This is a genomic window from Gordonia jacobaea (assembly GCF_001186365.1).
GTDB lineage: Bacteria > Actinomycetota > Actinomycetes > Mycobacteriales > Mycobacteriaceae > Gordonia > Gordonia jacobaea.
In genome coordinates this window covers 644,924-660,996 of record NZ_LDTZ01000013.1, presented here as the reverse complement: position 1 = coordinate 660,996, position 16,073 = coordinate 644,924, and the positions used below count along the sequence as shown (strand labels likewise).

General features: G+C 62.9%; 16 protein-coding genes and 1 pseudogene. 7 read left to right on the top strand and 10 right to left on the bottom strand.

Annotation, left to right across the window (positions count from 1 at the left end; all coding sequences use genetic code 11):
• A pseudogene (locus ABW18_RS02945) lies at positions 1-333 on the top strand (amidohydrolase family protein); the annotation flags it as partial.
• A 123-nt stretch (positions 334-456) separates the two neighbouring features.
• Here ABW18_RS02945 and ABW18_RS02940 read toward each other — a convergent pair.
• Both ABW18_RS02940 and ABW18_RS02935 read right to left on the bottom strand, forming a co-directional pair.
• A complete protein-coding gene (locus tag ABW18_RS02940; protein WP_049697439.1) occupies positions 457-849 on the bottom strand; it encodes a PPOX class F420-dependent oxidoreductase in 393 nt (130 codons plus the stop codon).
• Positions 850-917: 68 nt separating this feature from the next.
• Positions 918-2,633, bottom strand: coding sequence for an acyl-CoA dehydrogenase family protein (locus ABW18_RS02935; protein ID WP_049697438.1), 1,716 nt, complete (start codon positions 2,631-2,633; stop codon positions 918-920).
• Between the two features lie 186 nt (positions 2,634-2,819).
• On the opposite strand from ABW18_RS02935, the gene ABW18_RS02930 reads away from it, so the two are divergent.
• Entirely contained in the window at positions 2,820-3,350 is a 531-nt protein-coding gene (locus tag ABW18_RS02930; RefSeq protein ID WP_049697437.1) for an LppP/LprE family lipoprotein, read from the top strand.
• A gap of 54 nt (positions 3,351-3,404) precedes the next feature.
• Positions 3,405-3,947, top strand: coding sequence for a GNAT family N-acetyltransferase (locus tag ABW18_RS02925; RefSeq protein WP_049697555.1), 543 nt, complete (start codon positions 3,405-3,407; stop codon positions 3,945-3,947).
• A gap of 4 nt (positions 3,948-3,951) precedes the next feature.
• On the opposite strand, the gene ABW18_RS02920 is transcribed toward ABW18_RS02925, so the two are convergent.
• Complete coding sequence (locus ABW18_RS02920; protein ID WP_049697436.1) at positions 3,952-5,196, bottom strand: acyl-CoA dehydrogenase family protein; 1,245 nt, start codon at positions 5,194-5,196, stop codon at positions 3,952-3,954.
• A gap of 146 nt (positions 5,197-5,342) precedes the next feature.
• On the opposite strand from ABW18_RS02920, the gene ABW18_RS02915 reads away from it, so the two are divergent.
• Entirely contained in the window at positions 5,343-5,708 is a 366-nt protein-coding gene (locus tag ABW18_RS02915; protein WP_049697435.1) for a TraR/DksA family transcriptional regulator, read from the top strand.
• A gap of 85 nt (positions 5,709-5,793) precedes the next feature.
• On the top strand, positions 5,794-6,072 hold the full coding sequence (locus ABW18_RS02910; protein WP_053117339.1) for a hypothetical protein: 279 nt from the start codon (positions 5,794-5,796) through the stop codon (positions 6,070-6,072).
• 175 nt (positions 6,073-6,247) lie between these two features.
• On the opposite strand, the gene ABW18_RS02905 is transcribed toward ABW18_RS02910, so the two are convergent.
• From ABW18_RS02905 to ABW18_RS02875, 7 genes are all read right to left on the bottom strand, one after another.
• The gene (locus ABW18_RS02905; protein ID WP_049697434.1) at positions 6,248-7,336 is read right to left on the bottom strand and encodes a glycoside hydrolase family protein; all 1,089 of its coding nucleotides are present in this window, start codon (positions 7,334-7,336) and stop codon (positions 6,248-6,250) included.
• An 86-nt stretch (positions 7,337-7,422) separates the two neighbouring features.
• On the bottom strand, positions 7,423-8,067 hold the full coding sequence (locus tag ABW18_RS02900) for a dihydrofolate reductase family protein (protein WP_049697433.1): 645 nt from the start codon (positions 8,065-8,067) through the stop codon (positions 7,423-7,425).
• Between the two features lie 102 nt (positions 8,068-8,169).
• Entirely contained in the window at positions 8,170-8,634 is a 465-nt protein-coding gene (locus ABW18_RS02895) for an SRPBCC family protein (protein WP_049697432.1), read from the bottom strand.
• A 117-nt stretch (positions 8,635-8,751) separates the two neighbouring features.
• Positions 8,752-10,104 (bottom strand): NADP-specific glutamate dehydrogenase, encoded by a 1,353-nt coding sequence (gene gdhA, locus ABW18_RS02890; protein WP_049697431.1) that lies wholly within the window; start codon positions 10,102-10,104, stop codon positions 8,752-8,754.
• 116 nt (positions 10,105-10,220) lie between these two features.
• Positions 10,221-10,649: a type II toxin-antitoxin system Rv0910 family toxin gene (locus tag ABW18_RS02885; protein WP_049697430.1), complete on the bottom strand. Its 429-nt coding sequence runs from the start codon at positions 10,647-10,649 to the stop codon at positions 10,221-10,223.
• A gap of 55 nt (positions 10,650-10,704) precedes the next feature.
• Positions 10,705-11,589 carry an enoyl-CoA hydratase-related protein gene (locus ABW18_RS02880; RefSeq protein ID WP_235434272.1) on the bottom strand — a complete coding sequence of 295 codons (885 nt, stop codon included), beginning with the start codon at positions 11,587-11,589 and terminating at the stop codon, positions 10,705-10,707.
• A gap of 92 nt (positions 11,590-11,681) precedes the next feature.
• Entirely contained in the window at positions 11,682-13,457 is a 1,776-nt protein-coding gene (locus ABW18_RS02875) for an oleate hydratase (protein ID WP_049697429.1), read from the bottom strand.
• 591 nt (positions 13,458-14,048) lie between these two features.
• On the opposite strand from ABW18_RS02875, the gene ABW18_RS02865 reads away from it, so the two are divergent.
• The gene (locus ABW18_RS02865) at positions 14,049-14,675 is read left to right on the top strand and encodes an LGFP repeat-containing protein (protein WP_049697427.1); all 627 of its coding nucleotides are present in this window, start codon (positions 14,049-14,051) and stop codon (positions 14,673-14,675) included.
• Between the two features lie 263 nt (positions 14,676-14,938).
• Positions 14,939-15,955, top strand: coding sequence for a YihY/virulence factor BrkB family protein (locus ABW18_RS02860; RefSeq protein ID WP_049697426.1), 1,017 nt, complete (start codon positions 14,939-14,941; stop codon positions 15,953-15,955).
• The last annotated feature ends 118 nt before the right edge of the window (positions 15,956-16,073 follow it).

Below are 16,073 nucleotides of genomic sequence, written 5' to 3'. Positions count from 1 at the left end.
ATCGGCGTCCTTGCCGAAACACCCGTTGGCAACCATTGGCCCGCTGGTGCGCCTCGTCCCTCTGCCCTCGACGTGCAACAACTGATCCGCACCTTCTACTTCGACACCGCGCTCAGCGCGTCGGAAGCTGCGATGCGATCTGTGCTGGCGGTCGCGCCGCGCTCGCATATCGTCTTCGGCTCCGACTGGCCGTTCAGCCAAGCAGTGTTCCTCGAGGGCTCGGGCGATCCCGCTCCCGGATTGAGCAAGGTATTCACCACAGATCAGCGCTACGAGGTCGAACGCATCAACCCGCTGCAGCAACTCCCCCGGCTGCGGGCCGCCGTGAGTTGACGAATTCGGCTCTGCCGCAACACCGACGGACTCATCGGTTGCACCGCACCTCATCTGTCGCGATTTACCTTCTGCACCGCCGAAGGTGAATAGACACAGATGAGGTGCGGGGCCGGACAGCCGTCACGGCACCCGCGAAATCCGGTCGGCCTCGATGGTGACGATGATGCGGGTCTGCTCCTGGCCGCCGTACCAGGCGTACGGCTTGCCGGTGTACTTGTGAGCCAACTCGTTGATCGAGTCGACGCCTCCGTCGGTGGTCATCTCAACCACTCGACCGCGAATTTGAGTAAACAGCGCCGGATTCGCGGGATCAGAGATCGCGACAGCGACTCGTGGATCCCTTTCGAAATTGCGGGCCTTCTGCATGCCCGCGACGACGTTGATCACGACGTGCTGGCCATCGGTGTCGACCCAGGTCTGTGTCAACTGCGGTGATCCGTCCGGCATCACGGTCGCGACGTAGCAGAGCGCAGGTGTACGCAGTAGTTCGACGAGGTCATCAGGTAAGTCCATGCGCAGCTCCCTCGGGTGGTTGACGCGGCTGGGCGTCGCGCACTGCCGACTGTACTGATCGCCGGCTGTCAGGCCGGCATCACGTACGCGCCGTCGAGGTCCTTCACCTGCTGCCAGACCCGGTCGAAAGAGTCGGCATCGGCGACGGGTCGCCGGACGGCGTCGAGTGCCCACGCCTGCTGCTCGGGTGTGGCCGTCGGCTTGCCGTACAGCGATACGGCGTAGCCGGAGAAGTCGCGGATCTGGAAGTCGAAGATCCGGTTGAGCAGATCGGCGTCGAGTCCGATGAGCGCGGCTTGTTCGAGGATCAGTTGTCCGTAGACGACCAGCGAGAACAGGTGGCCGATGGTGAGGACGAAGTCGAGGTCCTTCTGCTGCTCCGCGCTGGGCGCAGCGGTCTGCAAAAGCTTCTGCAGTGCCTGCGCCTGCTCGTAGAAAACCGCGACGTTCGGCACATCGGTGCGCGCCGCATACGGGGCGGTCCAATCGCCGAAGCGCACCTTTCCCGCACCGCCGACGGGACCCTGCGCGAAAAAGAAAGCGTCGTCGGTGGCGTCGAGCCGCGTCTCGATCTCTGGATACTCGACCGGTTCGAACAGGTAGTTGGGCATGAACTTCAGGATCTGCCCGACGTTGACGTGCACGGTGCCCTCGAGCCGCGGCAGCCACCCGATGAATCGGTTGGCCTGGTGGAAGTACGTGTTCTTCTCGTAGCCCTTGGCGGCGATGGCGTCGAGAAGCAGGGTCATCACGGTTTCGCCCTCGGAGGTCACCTTCGACTTCGTCACCGGGTTGAACAGCAGGTAGCGGCGGTCGTCGAGGCTCGCAGAACGGAAGTAGTCGACGGCGCGGTCGCTGAACAGTTTCATTGCCGACAGTCGCGCGAATGCGTCGACAAAATTGCCCTGGACGTGCGAGAAGTCGGTGACCGGGTTGCCGTAGAGAATCCGGTTGTTGGCGTGGTCGATCGCCTCGTACAGCGAATGCGTGCACATCCCGACCGAGCCGTGACACAGATTGAATTTTCCGACGTTGACCGTGTTCAACGCGGCGGCGAATGCTTCGGGGCCGGTGTGCAGGATGTCGTCGGCGCTCACCGGGTAGTTTTCGAGTTCGAAGGTCGACACGAACATCTGTCCGTGCACCACGTTGTCGATGAGACGGTAGTTCTCGTGCCTGCTGTCGACGGCGAAGAACACGTAGCCGTCGGGTCCCTCGATATCGGCGCGGCGGCCGAATACCGACACCATGCCCGCGACGTTGCCGTTGCCGATGTAGTACTTGGTGCCCGACGCGGTGAACCCGTCGGCGCCATCGTCGGTCAGCACCATGTCGGTGCTGTACACATCGGCACCGTGTGTTCGCTCCGACAACCCGAAGGCCATGACCTCGCCGTCGAGAAGCTGCTGTGCCGCTTTGGTTTTCGCGACCTCGTTGCTCGACATCCAGATCGGCCCGAGACCCAGAATGGTGACCTGCTCGGCGTACCAGTACGACAGACCGTAGAAGCCGAAGATCTCGCTGAGGGCGGCATTGCGCGCGGCGTCCCAGCGTCGGTTCTCGTCGCCGTCGGCATATGCGGCGGGCGTGAGGAACGTCGCGAACAGCTTTTCCTTCTTCTCGAACTCAAGGAAGTCGGTGACCCACTCAGCGTTCAGATCGGCCTGCAGCAGGCGCTCCTTGCCGTACGACTCGAAGAAGTCAATCGTCGCGCGCAACAACCTGCGGGTCTCGGCGTCGAACTGCGAGTAGTCGTTGGTGGCAGGGTTCAGCAGCAGACTCATGGGGCAAGCGTAGCCAGTCGGGCATTGCGGCCACAGATCGACCATGCACCGTCGATGGGTCTGGTCCACTCGATAACGATCGCGCGTCTGCCCCGCATCGAACGGTATAGCGGCTAACGCGGCACGACGTCGAGCCGAAAGACACCACAGGGCCGGGAAACGTCCACTCGAACCTTGGAGCCATCAATGTCTCGTCGTCGCACACGTGTACTGAGTTTCCTCGCCGCATCCGCGTTCCTGACGTCCCTCGCGGCGGCGCCCGCAGCAGCTGCCCCGCCGGGCGCCCATGCCGCCGGTACCTCCGTCGGTGGCGCCTGTCTGTCGGTTGCTTCGTCAGAAGTGCAGCGCGGACTCCGCCAGATAGGTCCGCCACTCGGTCGAAACGATCTGCACTGGGTCCTGCGGGCGAAGTCGAATGACCGTACCCCGTGGTGCCCGCCACTGATGTGGGCCGCGTTCGACACATCGGGCGGCACGGGTTCATCACCCGTAGCTGTACTGCTGTTCCGACCCGGAAAGTACCTCGGCTCCGCTTGGAAGCCCACCGGCTTCGTGTCCGTGACGGGTTCGACGCCGATCAGCGTCACGATTACCTACAAGTGGCTGAATCCGGGCGACGCGAACGCCAACCCGACGGGCGGTCCCGTCTCGTCAACCTATGTGGGACTGTGGGATTCGTTCTTCCGTTTCGGTGAGCTCCCGCCTCCCGGAAAATGAGTTCGACGCCGCGCTCGTCGAGAATCACCGCGCCTGTTGGCTATGCTGCCGACCATGCACACCGAGATCGTCGACGCGGCGCACTCAACCGGAGATCCGCAGGCGCGGCAGCAGTTTGCCCGCGAAGCTCGCCAGATCCTGCTCGGCCTGGTCCGCGACGGCGCCGCGCTCGGATGGGTTGATCCGCCATCGGAAGCGGAGGTGGCCGAGCTGATCGACGAGATCCTCAGCCATGTTGCAGTCGGCGACGCGTCACTACAGGCTGCGTACGTCGACGATGTGCTTGTGGGCCTTGGCTATTGGAGTCGCTATGCCCGCCCGACGCATCGGCCGCACGCCGACATCGAGAAGATCGCCGTCAGCCCGAGCGCCCAGGGCATGGGCATCGGTCGCGCGCTGACGGCTGCCCTGATCGACGATGCCAGGGCAGCCGGCGTCGAAGTACTCACCTTGGATGCGCGCGGCGACAACATAGCGGCGTTATCCCTCTACGAATCCCTGGGTTTCACCGAGTACGGGCGCCTACCGAGATTTGTCGCCTCCGGGGAACGTCGCTACGACAAGGTCCTCCTGATGATCGACCTGCGCACGAAATGAGGCGTTACCCCTTCGCGTCTCCGGCGGTCGCAGCGGTATCGGTGCGCACACCGGCACTCCAGGCATACGGGAGATCCGCTCCGTTGAGCAGGTAGTCACCGATCGACCGCAGCTTCTGGTTGATCGGGTTGTGCACGGCAAGGGTGCGTGCGTTGCGCCAATGCCTGTCCAGCGCAAGCTCTTCCGCGACGATCGATGCCCCGCCGACCTCGAAGAGTTCGTTCGTCGCCGCGAGTACCTGCGCTGCGATCGCCGCTTGCGCCTGTCCCGCGGCAAGCTCGACGCGGGTGATCGCCTCGGCGTCCTCGGGGTCGTTGGCGAGCAGCTCGTCGAGTAGATCCGCGACGGCCAGGACGCTCGATCGCGCCGAGAACGCAGTGGCAGAGAGGCGTCCGACGATCTCCTGAACCAGCGGGTCGTCACGCTGACGATCGGCGACCGAATGGGTGAACGTGCGCTCGCGCTTGGACACCCAATCGATCAGGTCGTCGGTGGCACGCTGCGCGATACCCGCGAGTCCGGCCAACTGGAACAGTTGAAGGTAGGCGGTGGCATACGTTGGGCCCGCTGCTCCGTATCCGGGACCGAGGATCTCATCGTCGTGGACGACAACGTCGGTGAAAACGGTTGTGCCGCTTGCGGTGAGACGTTGGCCGAACCCGCGCCAGTCGTCGATGCGCTTGACACCCTCCCGTGTTGCCGGTACGAGAACGCTGACCCGTTCACCGTCACGGTCAGCAGCGACGAGGATGTGGTCGGCGTACAACGAGCCTGTGCTGTAGAACTTTTCGCCGTTCAACCGCCACTCGTCGCCCGTTCGGGTCAACACGGTGCGGTAGCCGTCGATGGCGCCGGCACCGGGCTCGGTGATCGCGTTGCCGACAAGGATGCCGTCGGCGATAGCGGCGATCAGGCGTTCGTTACGCGCGATGAGTTGGTCTTCGACAAACGAGAAGTGCACGCGCAGCGCCTGCGTGATGTTGGAGTCTGCTGTGGCGAGGTCGATCAGTTGGGTGAATAGGTCGCGTACCGACGCGCCGGAGCCACCGAGTTCGACGGGCAGCCGTTGCGCACCGAAGCGACGCTCCCACAGCAGAGCAACCTCAGGGTGCGCCAGAGTGCGCGACCGCTCGCGCTCGACCGCACCCGAGGCAATGGTCGCGTAGACGTCGTCGAAGGAGGTGGGGTCGAAATCGGTGGGACGGTCGTCGACCTGGTTGGGACGATCCTGCGTCAATGAGGTGGTCATGGAAAGTCAAGCTGTCATGTTCGTGTGTCGCTGGCACCCGTTGTGCTCACGGGGATATTTACTCGACGCCGATGCGGGCACCCGTGAGCGACCCGGACGTATCATGTCCCAGACGTGGCATGGCCCAGACGTAGAGTGTGGCTGACATGAACTCGCACAACCAGTCCATTGAGACGCTCGTCGCCGAGCGGGACCGAACGATGGACTTGATCGAGTCACTGTCTGCGCGGCTGACTGCGGTGCTCGAGGCGACCTCCGACGAGGCGTCCGACGACGAGCACGACCCGGAGGGATCGACGCTCGCCGTCGAGCGCGGACAACTCGTCGCTCAACTCCAACGTTCCCGCGACCGGCTGGTCGAGATCGATTCCGCTGTCGAGCGGGTCGAGCACGGTTCGTACGGACGATGCGAGACGTGCGGCGAGCCGATCGATCCCGAACGTCTCGACGTTCTGCCCGCCGCACGCCAGTGCATCGACTGTGCGAGAAAGGGTTCGACGCGCAGGTGGTGAGGCGCCCTTCAAACGACCGACACCCATTTCCAAAGCCGCACCAATCTGCAAGAGTCAGCCTCAAACATGCGAGGGGACAGATCCCATGGCACGCACTACCAAGCGCTCGATCTTCTCCGACAAGGCACAACCCGCGTTGAGCGCCATCGAGGTCGACCGAGGCCGCCGAGCCGCACGGGCCGCGGCCAGCGCTGCACGAGGATCGCTGTGGCTCACCAAGAAACGGCTCTACCGGCGCTACCGCGACGACGCAGGCGATCGCTTCCTCGACTGGCCGCGCTGGAAAGCCGCGTATGTCGGTGAGTACGGATCGTCGACGCCAGGGGTAGGCAACTCGGCCACCGATTTCAGCGGCTACGTCTGACACGGCGTGGGCCAACCCGACCTCTGTCGGCAAACGTTCTGGACCTCTCCCGTTTTCAGTCAATTTCGGAGCTGCCCGACAGCAAAAGGCCAGGTCGGCTCGCCGGGACTGTTCAGAAATGACTGAAAACGGGAAGGCCGAGGCGGACTGGTGCGACCACCGAGCGGTATCGCACCTATTTGGCCAGCACCGTCGCCGTGATCTTCGGCTGCCAGTCGTTAGTGAGCAGCGCACCGAAGTTGTCTTCCCGATTATTCGACGACGTTCCCTGGTCCCGAACCGAGTAGAGGAACGCGGGGCCGCAATAGCCCGACTGTCCGGCTGCCCGCAGAACGTCGACGATCTGCGTCGCCTGCTCCTGTTGGGTCACCATGTCGGTGGCCCCGAATCCCAGTGAGCCAAGACCGAAGTCGCTGGAGCCCGATGTCCCCGCTGCCGGTCGGGTCGGAGCACCCATCTCCGTCAGCCAGATCTTCTTGCCGGCGTCACCATTCGACGTCATCACCGAGCGGACTTGCTGAGTCTCGCTCCAGCCGTTCGGCTTTGAGTTAATGCCCTTCGGAAACACGTACGCGTGCATGGCAGTCGCGTTGAAATAGTTCTTGGCACCCGCGGCGTACATCTTGGTGACGAAGTCGACCGCCCCGGCGCCAGGGCTCATGCCCGCGGCAACGACAGTCGACGACGGCTGTACCGCTTTGATCGCGGTATACGACGCCTTCAGCAACGCCGTGTACTCGGTGGGATTCGCCGGATACAAGCCCCAGAAGGCCGGCAGGTTCGGCTCGTTCCAGATCTCGTGACGCGTCACGTCGGGGTAGCGCTTGATGAAAGCCTTGAGGAATGGGGCAATGCTCGCGGGGTTTGACGGGGGTGCGTACATCCCCGCCAACGCACCCCCGCGGCGCGCCCATGCCGGAGTCGACAACACCAACGACAGCACTTTCAGTTTGTGAGCACGCGCTGCCTTGATCACCCGGTCCGTCACCGCCCAGTTGTACGTGCCCTTCGTACTCTCGATCTCCGACCAGTTGATGAGTACGCGCAACCACTCGCCGCGCGTCTTCGATACAGCGTCGAGTTCGCGATTCAGATCAGCCGCACTCATGGTCAATTGCGGGGCACCTTGAGCGAAGCCGTAGCCGGCGGCGGGTGCGATCACATCGGCACGGGCGGCCGACGACCCGACCAGAACCGACCCAACGAACAAGGCCATCGTCGCGGCGACGACCAACGCTCGCGTTGCTGCAGATTTCACTCGCATAGCCCGTACCTCGCAGGTCGTCGACGCTGATCGAATGAGTCTAGCCAGCGAGAAGCAGACTGGGCCTTGCTTACGATTCCTGGTCGCTATTTACGATTCCAGAATTGATGGATCAGCCCGGTCGACGTCGGGACGGACTCGATGTCGAAGCGTGTGTGAATCCCGCCGAGTCCTGACCACAGCGACACTCCCCCGCCGAGCACGATCGGGTTGATGGAGAGGTGCATGAAGTCGACGAGATCGTCGCGGAGGAACTGATTCACGGTCGACGGTCCTCCGCCGATGCGCACGTCGCGCCCCTCGGCGAGGTCGAGGGCGAGTTCGAGCGCTTTCGCAGGAGAGGCGTCGACAAAGTGGAAGACGGTTCCGTTGTCGAACGTGATGGGTTCGCGCTCGTGGTGGGTCAACACGATCACCGGAGTCTGAAACGGGGGCTCGTCTTCCCACCACCCGCGCCACCCGTCGTCGGGCCACTCGCCCTGTTGTGGCCCGAACTTGCCGCGGCCCATGATCTCCACGCCGACACCCTGACCCCACACGCTGGAGAAGACGCGGTCAGCACTGATCGGTGCGTCCGCATTCTGGACACCGGCGATCACGCGTCCGTCGAAGTTGCTGAACAGTTCCCCGGCGCCGCCGATCGGTTCGTCCAGCGTGATGTGATCGCCTGCGGCGTAGCCGTCGAGCGAGACGCTCATCAGGTCGACCCGTACCTGCGCCTTGCGTGCCATCGTCAGACTCCTTGTCCTCGTCGTCAGCGACTGCTGATCGCAGTCACCCTACGACTGACCATGCGCCAGCGCGGAACTCATCGGTGATGGCGCGCCTGGGTCTCAGCCGCTGACCGCCGCGGCCAAACGCCCCAGTGTGTCTTCGAGCTGTTCTTCGGTGACCAGCGGAAAGCTGACCTTCTTGAGGAGATCTTTGTCGGTGACCTTCGACCAGTCGTAGGTGTGACGCACGAGCGTCTTGTCGGGGCCCTGGGCTTCCAACTCCCACACCCACTCCCACCCGGGAGGCTCGGTACCCGCGGGTGCGGTCTGCCACGCCAGAAGCTTGTCCTTGGCGTAGCCGGTGACGTTGTTGTCGGTCTTGTACTCACCACCCATGTGCGCGCCCTCCATGTTCATGGTGAATACGTCGCCGACCTCCTGAATCCGATCGGCGTGGTCGACGCTGCGGACGAATCCCGAACCGTCGAGTTCCGGGTGGCGCCGAGGATTGCTGAGCACGTCGAAGACCTGGTCGGCCGGTGCGTCGATGACTCGTTCTACCGTGACACTCGTGTGTTCGCTCATACCTCCACCGTGCCGAAGGCGTCGACTCTTGGCAACCATGCGGCCGAAACAGCAACCGCGGTGGACGGTCCGCGAGAGGCTTGACGATCAGCCGCAATCGCGCTGATGGGCGCCGCCTCAGATCACCCCGAGCGCGAGCATCGCATCGGCGACGTGGGTGAAACCTGCGATGTTTGCGCCGAGCACGTAGTCACCGGGCGCTCCGTACTCGTCGGCGGTGCTCAGGCAATTCTCGTGGATGCCGCGCATGATCTGTGCCAGTCGTAGCTCTGTGTGCTCGAAGCTCCACGAGTCGCGAGAAGCGTTCTGCTGCATCTCGAGTGCGCTCGTTGCGACACCGCCGGCGTTGGCGGCCTTGCCGGGAGCGAACAGGACGCCCGACGACGAAAGAGCTTTGATCGCCTCCGGGGTGGATGGCATGTTGGCGCCCTCGGCGACGATGGTGCAGCCGTTCGCGATGAGGCTCGCGGCGTCGTCGGAATCCAGTTCGTTCTGGGTGGCGCAGGGAATGGCGATGTCTGTCGGCACATCCCAGATCGATCCCGAGGACACGAAATATGCTGGTGCACCACGCTTCTCGGCGTAGTCGGAGACACGCCCGCGATGAACACCCTTGATCTCCTTGAGGAGTTCGAGGTTGATTCCGTCGTCGTCGTCGACGACGTAGCCACCGGAATCCGAGCAGGCGACAACTCGCCCGCCGAGCTGGTGGACCTTCTCGATCGCATAGAGCGCGACGTTGCCTGAGCCTGAGACGACGACGCGCTTGCCGTCAAGGTCTTGTCCTCTGGCGTTGAGCATCTCGCGCACGAAGAAGACGACGCCATAGCCGGTGGCCTCGGTCCGCACCTGCGAGCCGCCCCACGACAGTCCTTTGCCGGTCAGTACGCCGGACTCGTAGCGGTTGGTGATGCGCTTGTATTGGCCGAAGAGGTAGCCGATTTCGCGACCGCCGACGCCGATGTCACCCGCCGGGACGTCGGTGTGCTCACCGATATGGCGATACAGCTCGGTCATGAACGACTGGCAGAACCGCATGATCTCGCCGTCGGATCGACCCTTCGGATCGAAATCCGATCCGCCCTTGCCCCCGCCGATAGGGAGACCGGTGAGCGCGTTTTTGAAAATCTGTTCGAAGCCGAGGAACTTGATCACTCCGAGGTACACGCTCGGGTGGAACCGTAGACCACCCTTGTACGGCCCGAGCGCGGAGTTGAATTCGACGCGGAAACCTCGATTGATACGAACTGCTCCGGTGTCGTCGACCCACGGAACCCGGAAGATGATCTGGCGTTCGGGCTCGCAGAGGCGCTCGATGATCCCCGCGTCGGCGTAGTGCGGGTGTTTGACGAGAACGGCGCCGAGGCTGTCGAACACCTCGCGTACCGCCTGGTGGAACTCGACCTCGCCGGGGTTGCGGGCCACCACCTCGTCGTAGAGATCCTGCACCTTCTCGTCGAAGAACGACACCTCACACCTCCATGCGCTCGCCGAAACGGCCGGTCAGGCCGCCGGACACCATCATGGAGCCTATCGCCCGATAGAAAAATCTCTCATGTCGGGCATAGCGAACGTCTTCTCCTCGATCAGTGGAGCGCCGCGAGATTCTCGATGGAGCGGCGAACGTCGGAGGTGATGACCTTGGCGACGAGGCGGCCGATGGGGCCGCTCAGTAGGCCGCCGTCGAGAGTGGCATTGAGGTGGAATCGCGACCCGTTCGTCGTCTTCGTGACTGTCATTCGAAGACCGATCCTGACCCCGCCGATCCCGTGCCCCGAGAGTGAAATCGTCTCCGGCTCAGAGTATTCGGTCACCGTCCAGTGGATGACGTTGCGAAATCCTTTGACTTTGATCAGTGACGACACGTGGGTTCCGACGGTGATCTGGTCCGGCAGTTCACTGCGCCAACCGCCGAAGATCGTCATCCATTCGGGGAACCGCGAGAGGTCGGACGCCAAATTCCACGCCTGTTCGGGTGAGAGATTCGACTCGACACTTACGTCGACGTCGGCCATGGGTACCTTTCGGTCGAAGAGGTGGGATTCACTGGTGGGTGGGTTTCGTCGACGATCAGAAGATCTCGGGCAGATCGCTCGACACCTTGTCGGTGAACACTGCTCGACGCTTCTCCAGGAACGCGGTCACGCCCTCGGCGACGTCGGGCATCGAACCCCTGACGAAGATCGCTTTCGAGTCAGCCTCGTGCGCGTCGCGAGGACTCGGCGCACCGGCCATTCGCCAGATCAACTGACGTGTGAGAGCAACCGACACGGGGGCGCTGTCGGCGGTCATCTCGCGTGCCACGGCGATCGCGGTGTCGACAACCTGATCCTTGGGGACTACCTGCTGGACCAGGCCGGAGTCCAATGCCTCTGTGGCACTGACCATCTGGCCGCCGTACGTCCATTTGAGCGCTGTCGGGATACCGACGAGGCGTGGCAGGAACCATGACGAGCACGCCTCGGGCACCAAGCCGCGACGGGTGAACACGAAGCCGAACTTCGCGTCGTCGGAAGCGATGCGGGCGTCGGCGGGCAGCGTCATCGTCACACCGACACCCGCCGCGGGGCCGTTGATCGCCGCCACCACGGGCTTCAAAGAATCGAAGATTCGGAGCGCGGTCTGCCCGCCGGAGTCGGGCGGAACGACCCCGGGGGTGGTCTCGCCGTGGACGAACGTGTCGGCACCGGCCTCGAGGTCGGCGCCCGCGCAGAATGCCCGGCCGTTCCCGGTGATCACGACGGCGCGCACGGAATCGTCGGCGTCGGTGACGGCGAGTGCTGCCTTGATCTCCTCGCCCATCTCATGTGTGAAGGCGTTGAGCCGATCCGGCCGGTTGAGTCGCAGGATGACGATCTCGTCATCGCGATCGATCTGCACGGTTGTGGACGGACCAGCGGGATGGGACGGACCAGCAGGTTCAGACGGACCAGCGGAGTCCTTCGACGACGGCATTCCGTCAATCTACGCGGATCATGGCTGACGCAGACAAGCCGACGCCGCGACCTGGTGGGTCGCGGCGTCGGCGTGCTCGTCCTCGCGTGCCGTCAGACCAGTTTGGCGTCCTGGAGCAACTGCTCGATGTAGGTGCCTTCGATCTTCTTCAGCGCGGCCTTGCCGATCAGCTTCTCGATGAGGGGGAACTTGATCTCGCTCAACGGCTTTCGGTCGTTGAGGTAGTAGATCGACGAGAGCAACACGCGGATGTCGAACGACGAGTCGAAGACCTCGGGAACGCCACGGTCGACGTTGAGATGTGTGTACACGGCCTCCATGGCGGTGCGCACCGAGTACTCCGTGGTGAAGACCGTGTCACGCTCGGTCTCGGAGAAATTGCCGATGAACGAGAGGTTCTTGTAACCCTCGGGTACGACGAGCGGACGGTCGCCGAGTGCGCGCGGCATGAAGTACGACGTGATGTAGGGCATGTTGCACGGAACCGTCGACGCCGAATTGTGGGCCAGATCGTCGATCTGATCCTCCGGAACGCCGAGGTGGTAGAGCCACTCAGCGCAGAGTTCTGCTCCCGTGCATTCCCTGATCGTCTTCTTCACGTAATCGCCCGGCTTGTCGGAAAACAGGCCGTAGATCCAGGCCACGATCTCCTTTTGTGGGTCCTGCGCCTCGAAGTGCGGCTGACGACTCACGGTGAACCCGTAAAGCCAACTCGAGTCCGCGATGTTGCAGGGGCCGCCGGTCACGATCTTTCCGTTGCGCGGATCGCGACCGGTGATCTTCTCGATGTAGGGCCAGATCTTGTCGTCGGTGAGCGTGACGGTAGCCGAGATGGACCAGTTGGCCTCCGGGATGTTCTCGCAGAACTTCTCGGGGTGACCGAGCGAGGCATCCTGGGCGGCGAGGTTCTTCCACAGTGACCATGCGCCGCCCTTGTCGGCGACGACGGGTGCGGGTGTGTCGTTGTCGCCGTACGTCGACGACTCGGTGATCGACCCGTTGGTGACGAACACGATGTCGTTCTCGGACAGGTCGATGGACTTGGATTCGCCGTTCTCGGTGAGCAGGATTCGCTTGGCGAGCTTGCTGCTTCCGGAGCTGTCGAGCTCGATGTTGTCGACCTGCGTGTTGTACACGAAGGTGACACCGTTGCCCTCGAGGTAGGCGACCAACGGCTTGATGAGCGACTCGTACTGGTTGTAGCGGGTGAAGCGCAACGACGTGAGGTCGGCCAGCGTGGAGATGTGGTGGATGAAACGCAGGGTGTAGCGCCGCATTTCGAGTGCGCTCGCCCACGGTTCGAACGCGAACATCGTCGCCCAGTAGAGCCAGAAGTGCGATTCGAAGAACTCCTTGCCGAAGACCTCGTCGATGCGCTTGTCCTGCAAGTCTTCTTCGCGCGTGAGGACCAGCTTCATGAGTTCCTCAGCGGCACCCCGCGTCAGGGTGAGGTCTTTCATCTGGTCGATCTTCTCGCCCCGGTTGTGGATTGCGCGTGCCGGGTTGGAGCTGGGATTGTCCTTGTGCAGCCAGTACATTTCGTCGAGCACCGACGCGTTCTCGACGGCCAGTGACGGGATCGATTTGAACAGATCCCACAGGGCCTCGAAATGCGCCTCCATCTCGCGCCCACCGCGGATGATGAAGCCCTTGTGCTCGTCGAGGATTCCATCCATGCTGCCGCCGGGAAGTCCGAGCTCCTCGAAGATCGTTATCTTGTTGCCCGGCAACTGTGCATCACGAATCAGGAACGCCGCGCCGGCCAGGGACGCGAGTCCGGAACCGACAAAGTAGGCACTCTTGCCGTCGACATCTGCAGGCTTCTCCGGCCGTCCGAATGCCTCGAAATTTCCGTTACTTCGGTACACGTGCGTCTCGCCTTTCGTCGTCGGACATCATGCGCCCGCGTCAGGATCGAACTCGAACAACTTCGACGCTAGTCGGCTGGTTGCGGACAGTGTTCCGGATCGAGATGAATTGTTGTGGTTTCGGACAGTGTGACCTGTCATCCCCTCCGCACGGCGCGGACAGGTGCACCACAGCACGACGGCAGGTCACCGAAAATCGTGGGCCGGCATCCACAGCCCGACAGACAAGAAACCACCGACCGGTGCGGTCGGTGGTTTCTGGATGGACGGTGTCGGTCAATGCGCCTCTCGGCGAATAATCCGCTCGAAGCGGTGAAGGTTGGGACCCGGGGCAATGAATCCGGCACCGTCGAATCCTTCAACTATCGATAGTCCCGACATATTCCGCGGCCCTATAGCGGGGTTGCTTCGACGTGGAACTCACGATTGGGACACGATCGATGTCCGCTACGTCGGCCTTGCCGGGCTGATGTTGCAACACTGCACCAGTCGCCGATTTCTGGTCGATCCCTGCCGCCGGTGTGCTTACGGTCCTGAATGCGGTCTTGAGAACCGTGTAGTGCTCGAGAGTCTCGAACCGAAGGGGAACCAATGAAGCAGACCACTCGTCGTATCGCCGGTGTCGTTGCAGCGGCGTCGGCAGTCGCGCTCGTCGCTGCCGGTTGTAGCGACGACAACGATTCGGGTTCGGCGGCGTCGTCGTCGGTGTCGGCAAGCGAATCCGGCATGGCGGGAATGTCGGGGATGTCAGGATCGGCGGCTGCCGGTGCATCCGTTGACCTCAAAGCTGCCGACGGCAGCACGGTCACGTTGAGTGGACCGATCGCAGCGAAGTATCAGGCGGCGACCGAACAGCAAAAGACCGATCTGGGCGCACCGAGCACTGGGGTAGACGCATCGGGCACCGGCTCGAACGGCGTCGTGTTCCAGCAGTTCGCCGGCGGTGTCATCACTGCAAAGAACGGCGAAGAGGCAACCCCGGCGTACATCACCTGGGGCAAGATCCGCGACGCGTGGAACGTCAAGCGTGATGCCGAGGGCAACCCGTCCGCTGACGGTAAGGGCGGATCGCAGGGTCCGCTCGGTACGGCAACCAGCGACGAGACCACTGAAGGCGGCGTCAAGACCTCGACGTTCGAGCACGGGAAGATCACCTGGAACTCGTCGACCAACACCGTCGAGGTCACGGTGAATGGCAAGGTCGTTCCGACCCAGTAGTCGCGTCGGAGCAGCTTTAACGATCAACGACGACCCTTACCAGCACTCGGTGCGGTAAGGGTCGTCGGCTGTCTTTGTCAGGGTTTGGCGCTTGTCGCCACGGCGAGCCGCACTGACTGAATGGGACGCTTCGGAATAGGATTCAACAAGGCCAGACGGCGGAAATCGCGGCCAGTCGCATTCGCTGGTGGGCGGGTTGCGGCCAGTTCGGAACGTCGCCACTCGGAGGCGAGAGAGGCGAGCGGTTGTCACGATCTGAACGGTTGTCGATTCCCGAACGAATCGACAACTTTCAACACCGGCATCCAAGGACCGGATACCCGCTCGCTGTGCTCTACAAGTTCTTCGACGACCAGGGCGGATACCTTGCAGCACTGATCGCGTACTACGGCTTCGTCTCGTTGTTTCCGCTGCTCCTTGTTTTCACATCGATTCTGGGAATTGTTCTGCGGGACAACCCGGAACTAGAGCAACGAATCCTTGACTCCGCGTTGTCGCAAATACCTGTCATCGGGTCGCAACTGCGCGAGACGGGCACGATCAGCGGCAGCGGTGTGGCGGTCGCCATCGGCGTCATCGGCGCGATCTACGGCGGACTCGGGGTGGCCGTGGCAATTCAGAATGCGATGAACATCATCTGGAATGTCCCGAGAAATGAGCGGCCGAATCCGATACAGGCGCGTCTCAAAGGGGCTGTGCTCCTGCTGACGATCGGGGGCTCGATCATCGGTCTGACCGTCTTGAACGGCGTAATCGCCGCGGTCGACCTCGGCTCGGTGGGCAGGCCCCTCGCCATTATCGCGTCGGTGGTCCTGTACGCGACAGTCTTCACCATCGCGTTCGTCATCGGAACTGCGCGTTCGGTGAGTGTGCGCGACGTACTGCCCGGAGCGATCGCGGCAGCGCTGTGCTGGCAGGCTCTGCAAACGTTCGGCAGTGTCTACGTTCAGCGAGTGATCGTGCGATCGAGTGCGACCAACGGTGTGTTCGCTGTGGTGCTGGGGCTGCTGGCCTTCCTCTACGTCGCGGCGGTGCTCGTCATCTTCTGCGTGGAAAGCAACGCGGTCCGCGTCGACAAGCTTTATCCTCGTTCGCTTTTGACGCCATTCACGGACAACGTGGTCCTGACCCCAGGTGACGAGGCCGCGTACACCGCGCAGGCGCAGGCGCAGCGCAGCAAGGGATTCGAGGAGATCGAGGTCTCCTTCGACAATCCGGCCACTGCCGAGATCGACCCTGACGCAAGCGGCGCGAGCAGACACAACGACAACGACCCGTGACGACTCACCGGTGGCACGTCCACCGGTCGCGGACGCCACACGCGAGCCTCACGTTTGCCCCCACTTGTGCGACTGCAGGGCAAGAACAGCACGGTGCGGTGACACAAGGATTACGGAA

Excerpts from the sequence above, each read along its gene's own strand:
- ABW18_RS02885 (WP_049697430.1), bottom strand. The coding sequence starts at position 10,649 with ATGGCCGACGTCGACGTAAGTGTCGAGTCGAATCTCTCACCCGAACAG.
- ABW18_RS02880 (WP_235434272.1), bottom strand. The coding sequence starts at position 11,589 with ATGCCGTCGTCGAAGGACTCCGCTGGTCCGTCTGAACCTGCTGGTCCG.
- ABW18_RS02925 (WP_049697555.1), top strand. The coding sequence starts at position 3,405 with ATGCACACCGAGATCGTCGACGCGGCGCACTCAACCGGAGATCCGCAG.
- ABW18_RS02910 (WP_053117339.1), top strand. The coding sequence starts at position 5,794 with ATGGCACGCACTACCAAGCGCTCGATCTTCTCCGACAAGGCACAACCC.
- ABW18_RS02865 (WP_049697427.1), top strand. The coding sequence starts at position 14,049 with ATGAAGCAGACCACTCGTCGTATCGCCGGTGTCGTTGCAGCGGCGTCG.
- ABW18_RS02920 (WP_049697436.1), bottom strand. The coding sequence starts at position 5,196 with ATGACCACCTCATTGACGCAGGATCGTCCCAACCAGGTCGACGACCGT.
- ABW18_RS02900 (WP_049697433.1), bottom strand. The coding sequence starts at position 8,067 with ATGGCACGCAAGGCGCAGGTACGGGTCGACCTGATGAGCGTCTCGCTC.
- ABW18_RS02915 (WP_049697435.1), top strand. The coding sequence starts at position 5,343 with ATGAACTCGCACAACCAGTCCATTGAGACGCTCGTCGCCGAGCGGGAC.
- ABW18_RS02905 (WP_049697434.1), bottom strand. The coding sequence starts at position 7,336 with ATGCGAGTGAAATCTGCAGCAACGCGAGCGTTGGTCGTCGCCGCGACG.
- ABW18_RS02930 (WP_049697437.1), top strand. The coding sequence starts at position 2,820 with ATGTCTCGTCGTCGCACACGTGTACTGAGTTTCCTCGCCGCATCCGCG.
- ABW18_RS02940 (WP_049697439.1), bottom strand. The coding sequence starts at position 849 with ATGGACTTACCTGATGACCTCGTCGAACTACTGCGTACACCTGCGCTC.
- ABW18_RS02935 (WP_049697438.1), bottom strand. The coding sequence starts at position 2,633 with ATGAGTCTGCTGCTGAACCCTGCCACCAACGACTACTCGCAGTTCGAC.
- ABW18_RS02895 (WP_049697432.1), bottom strand. The coding sequence starts at position 8,634 with ATGAGCGAACACACGAGTGTCACGGTAGAACGAGTCATCGACGCACCG.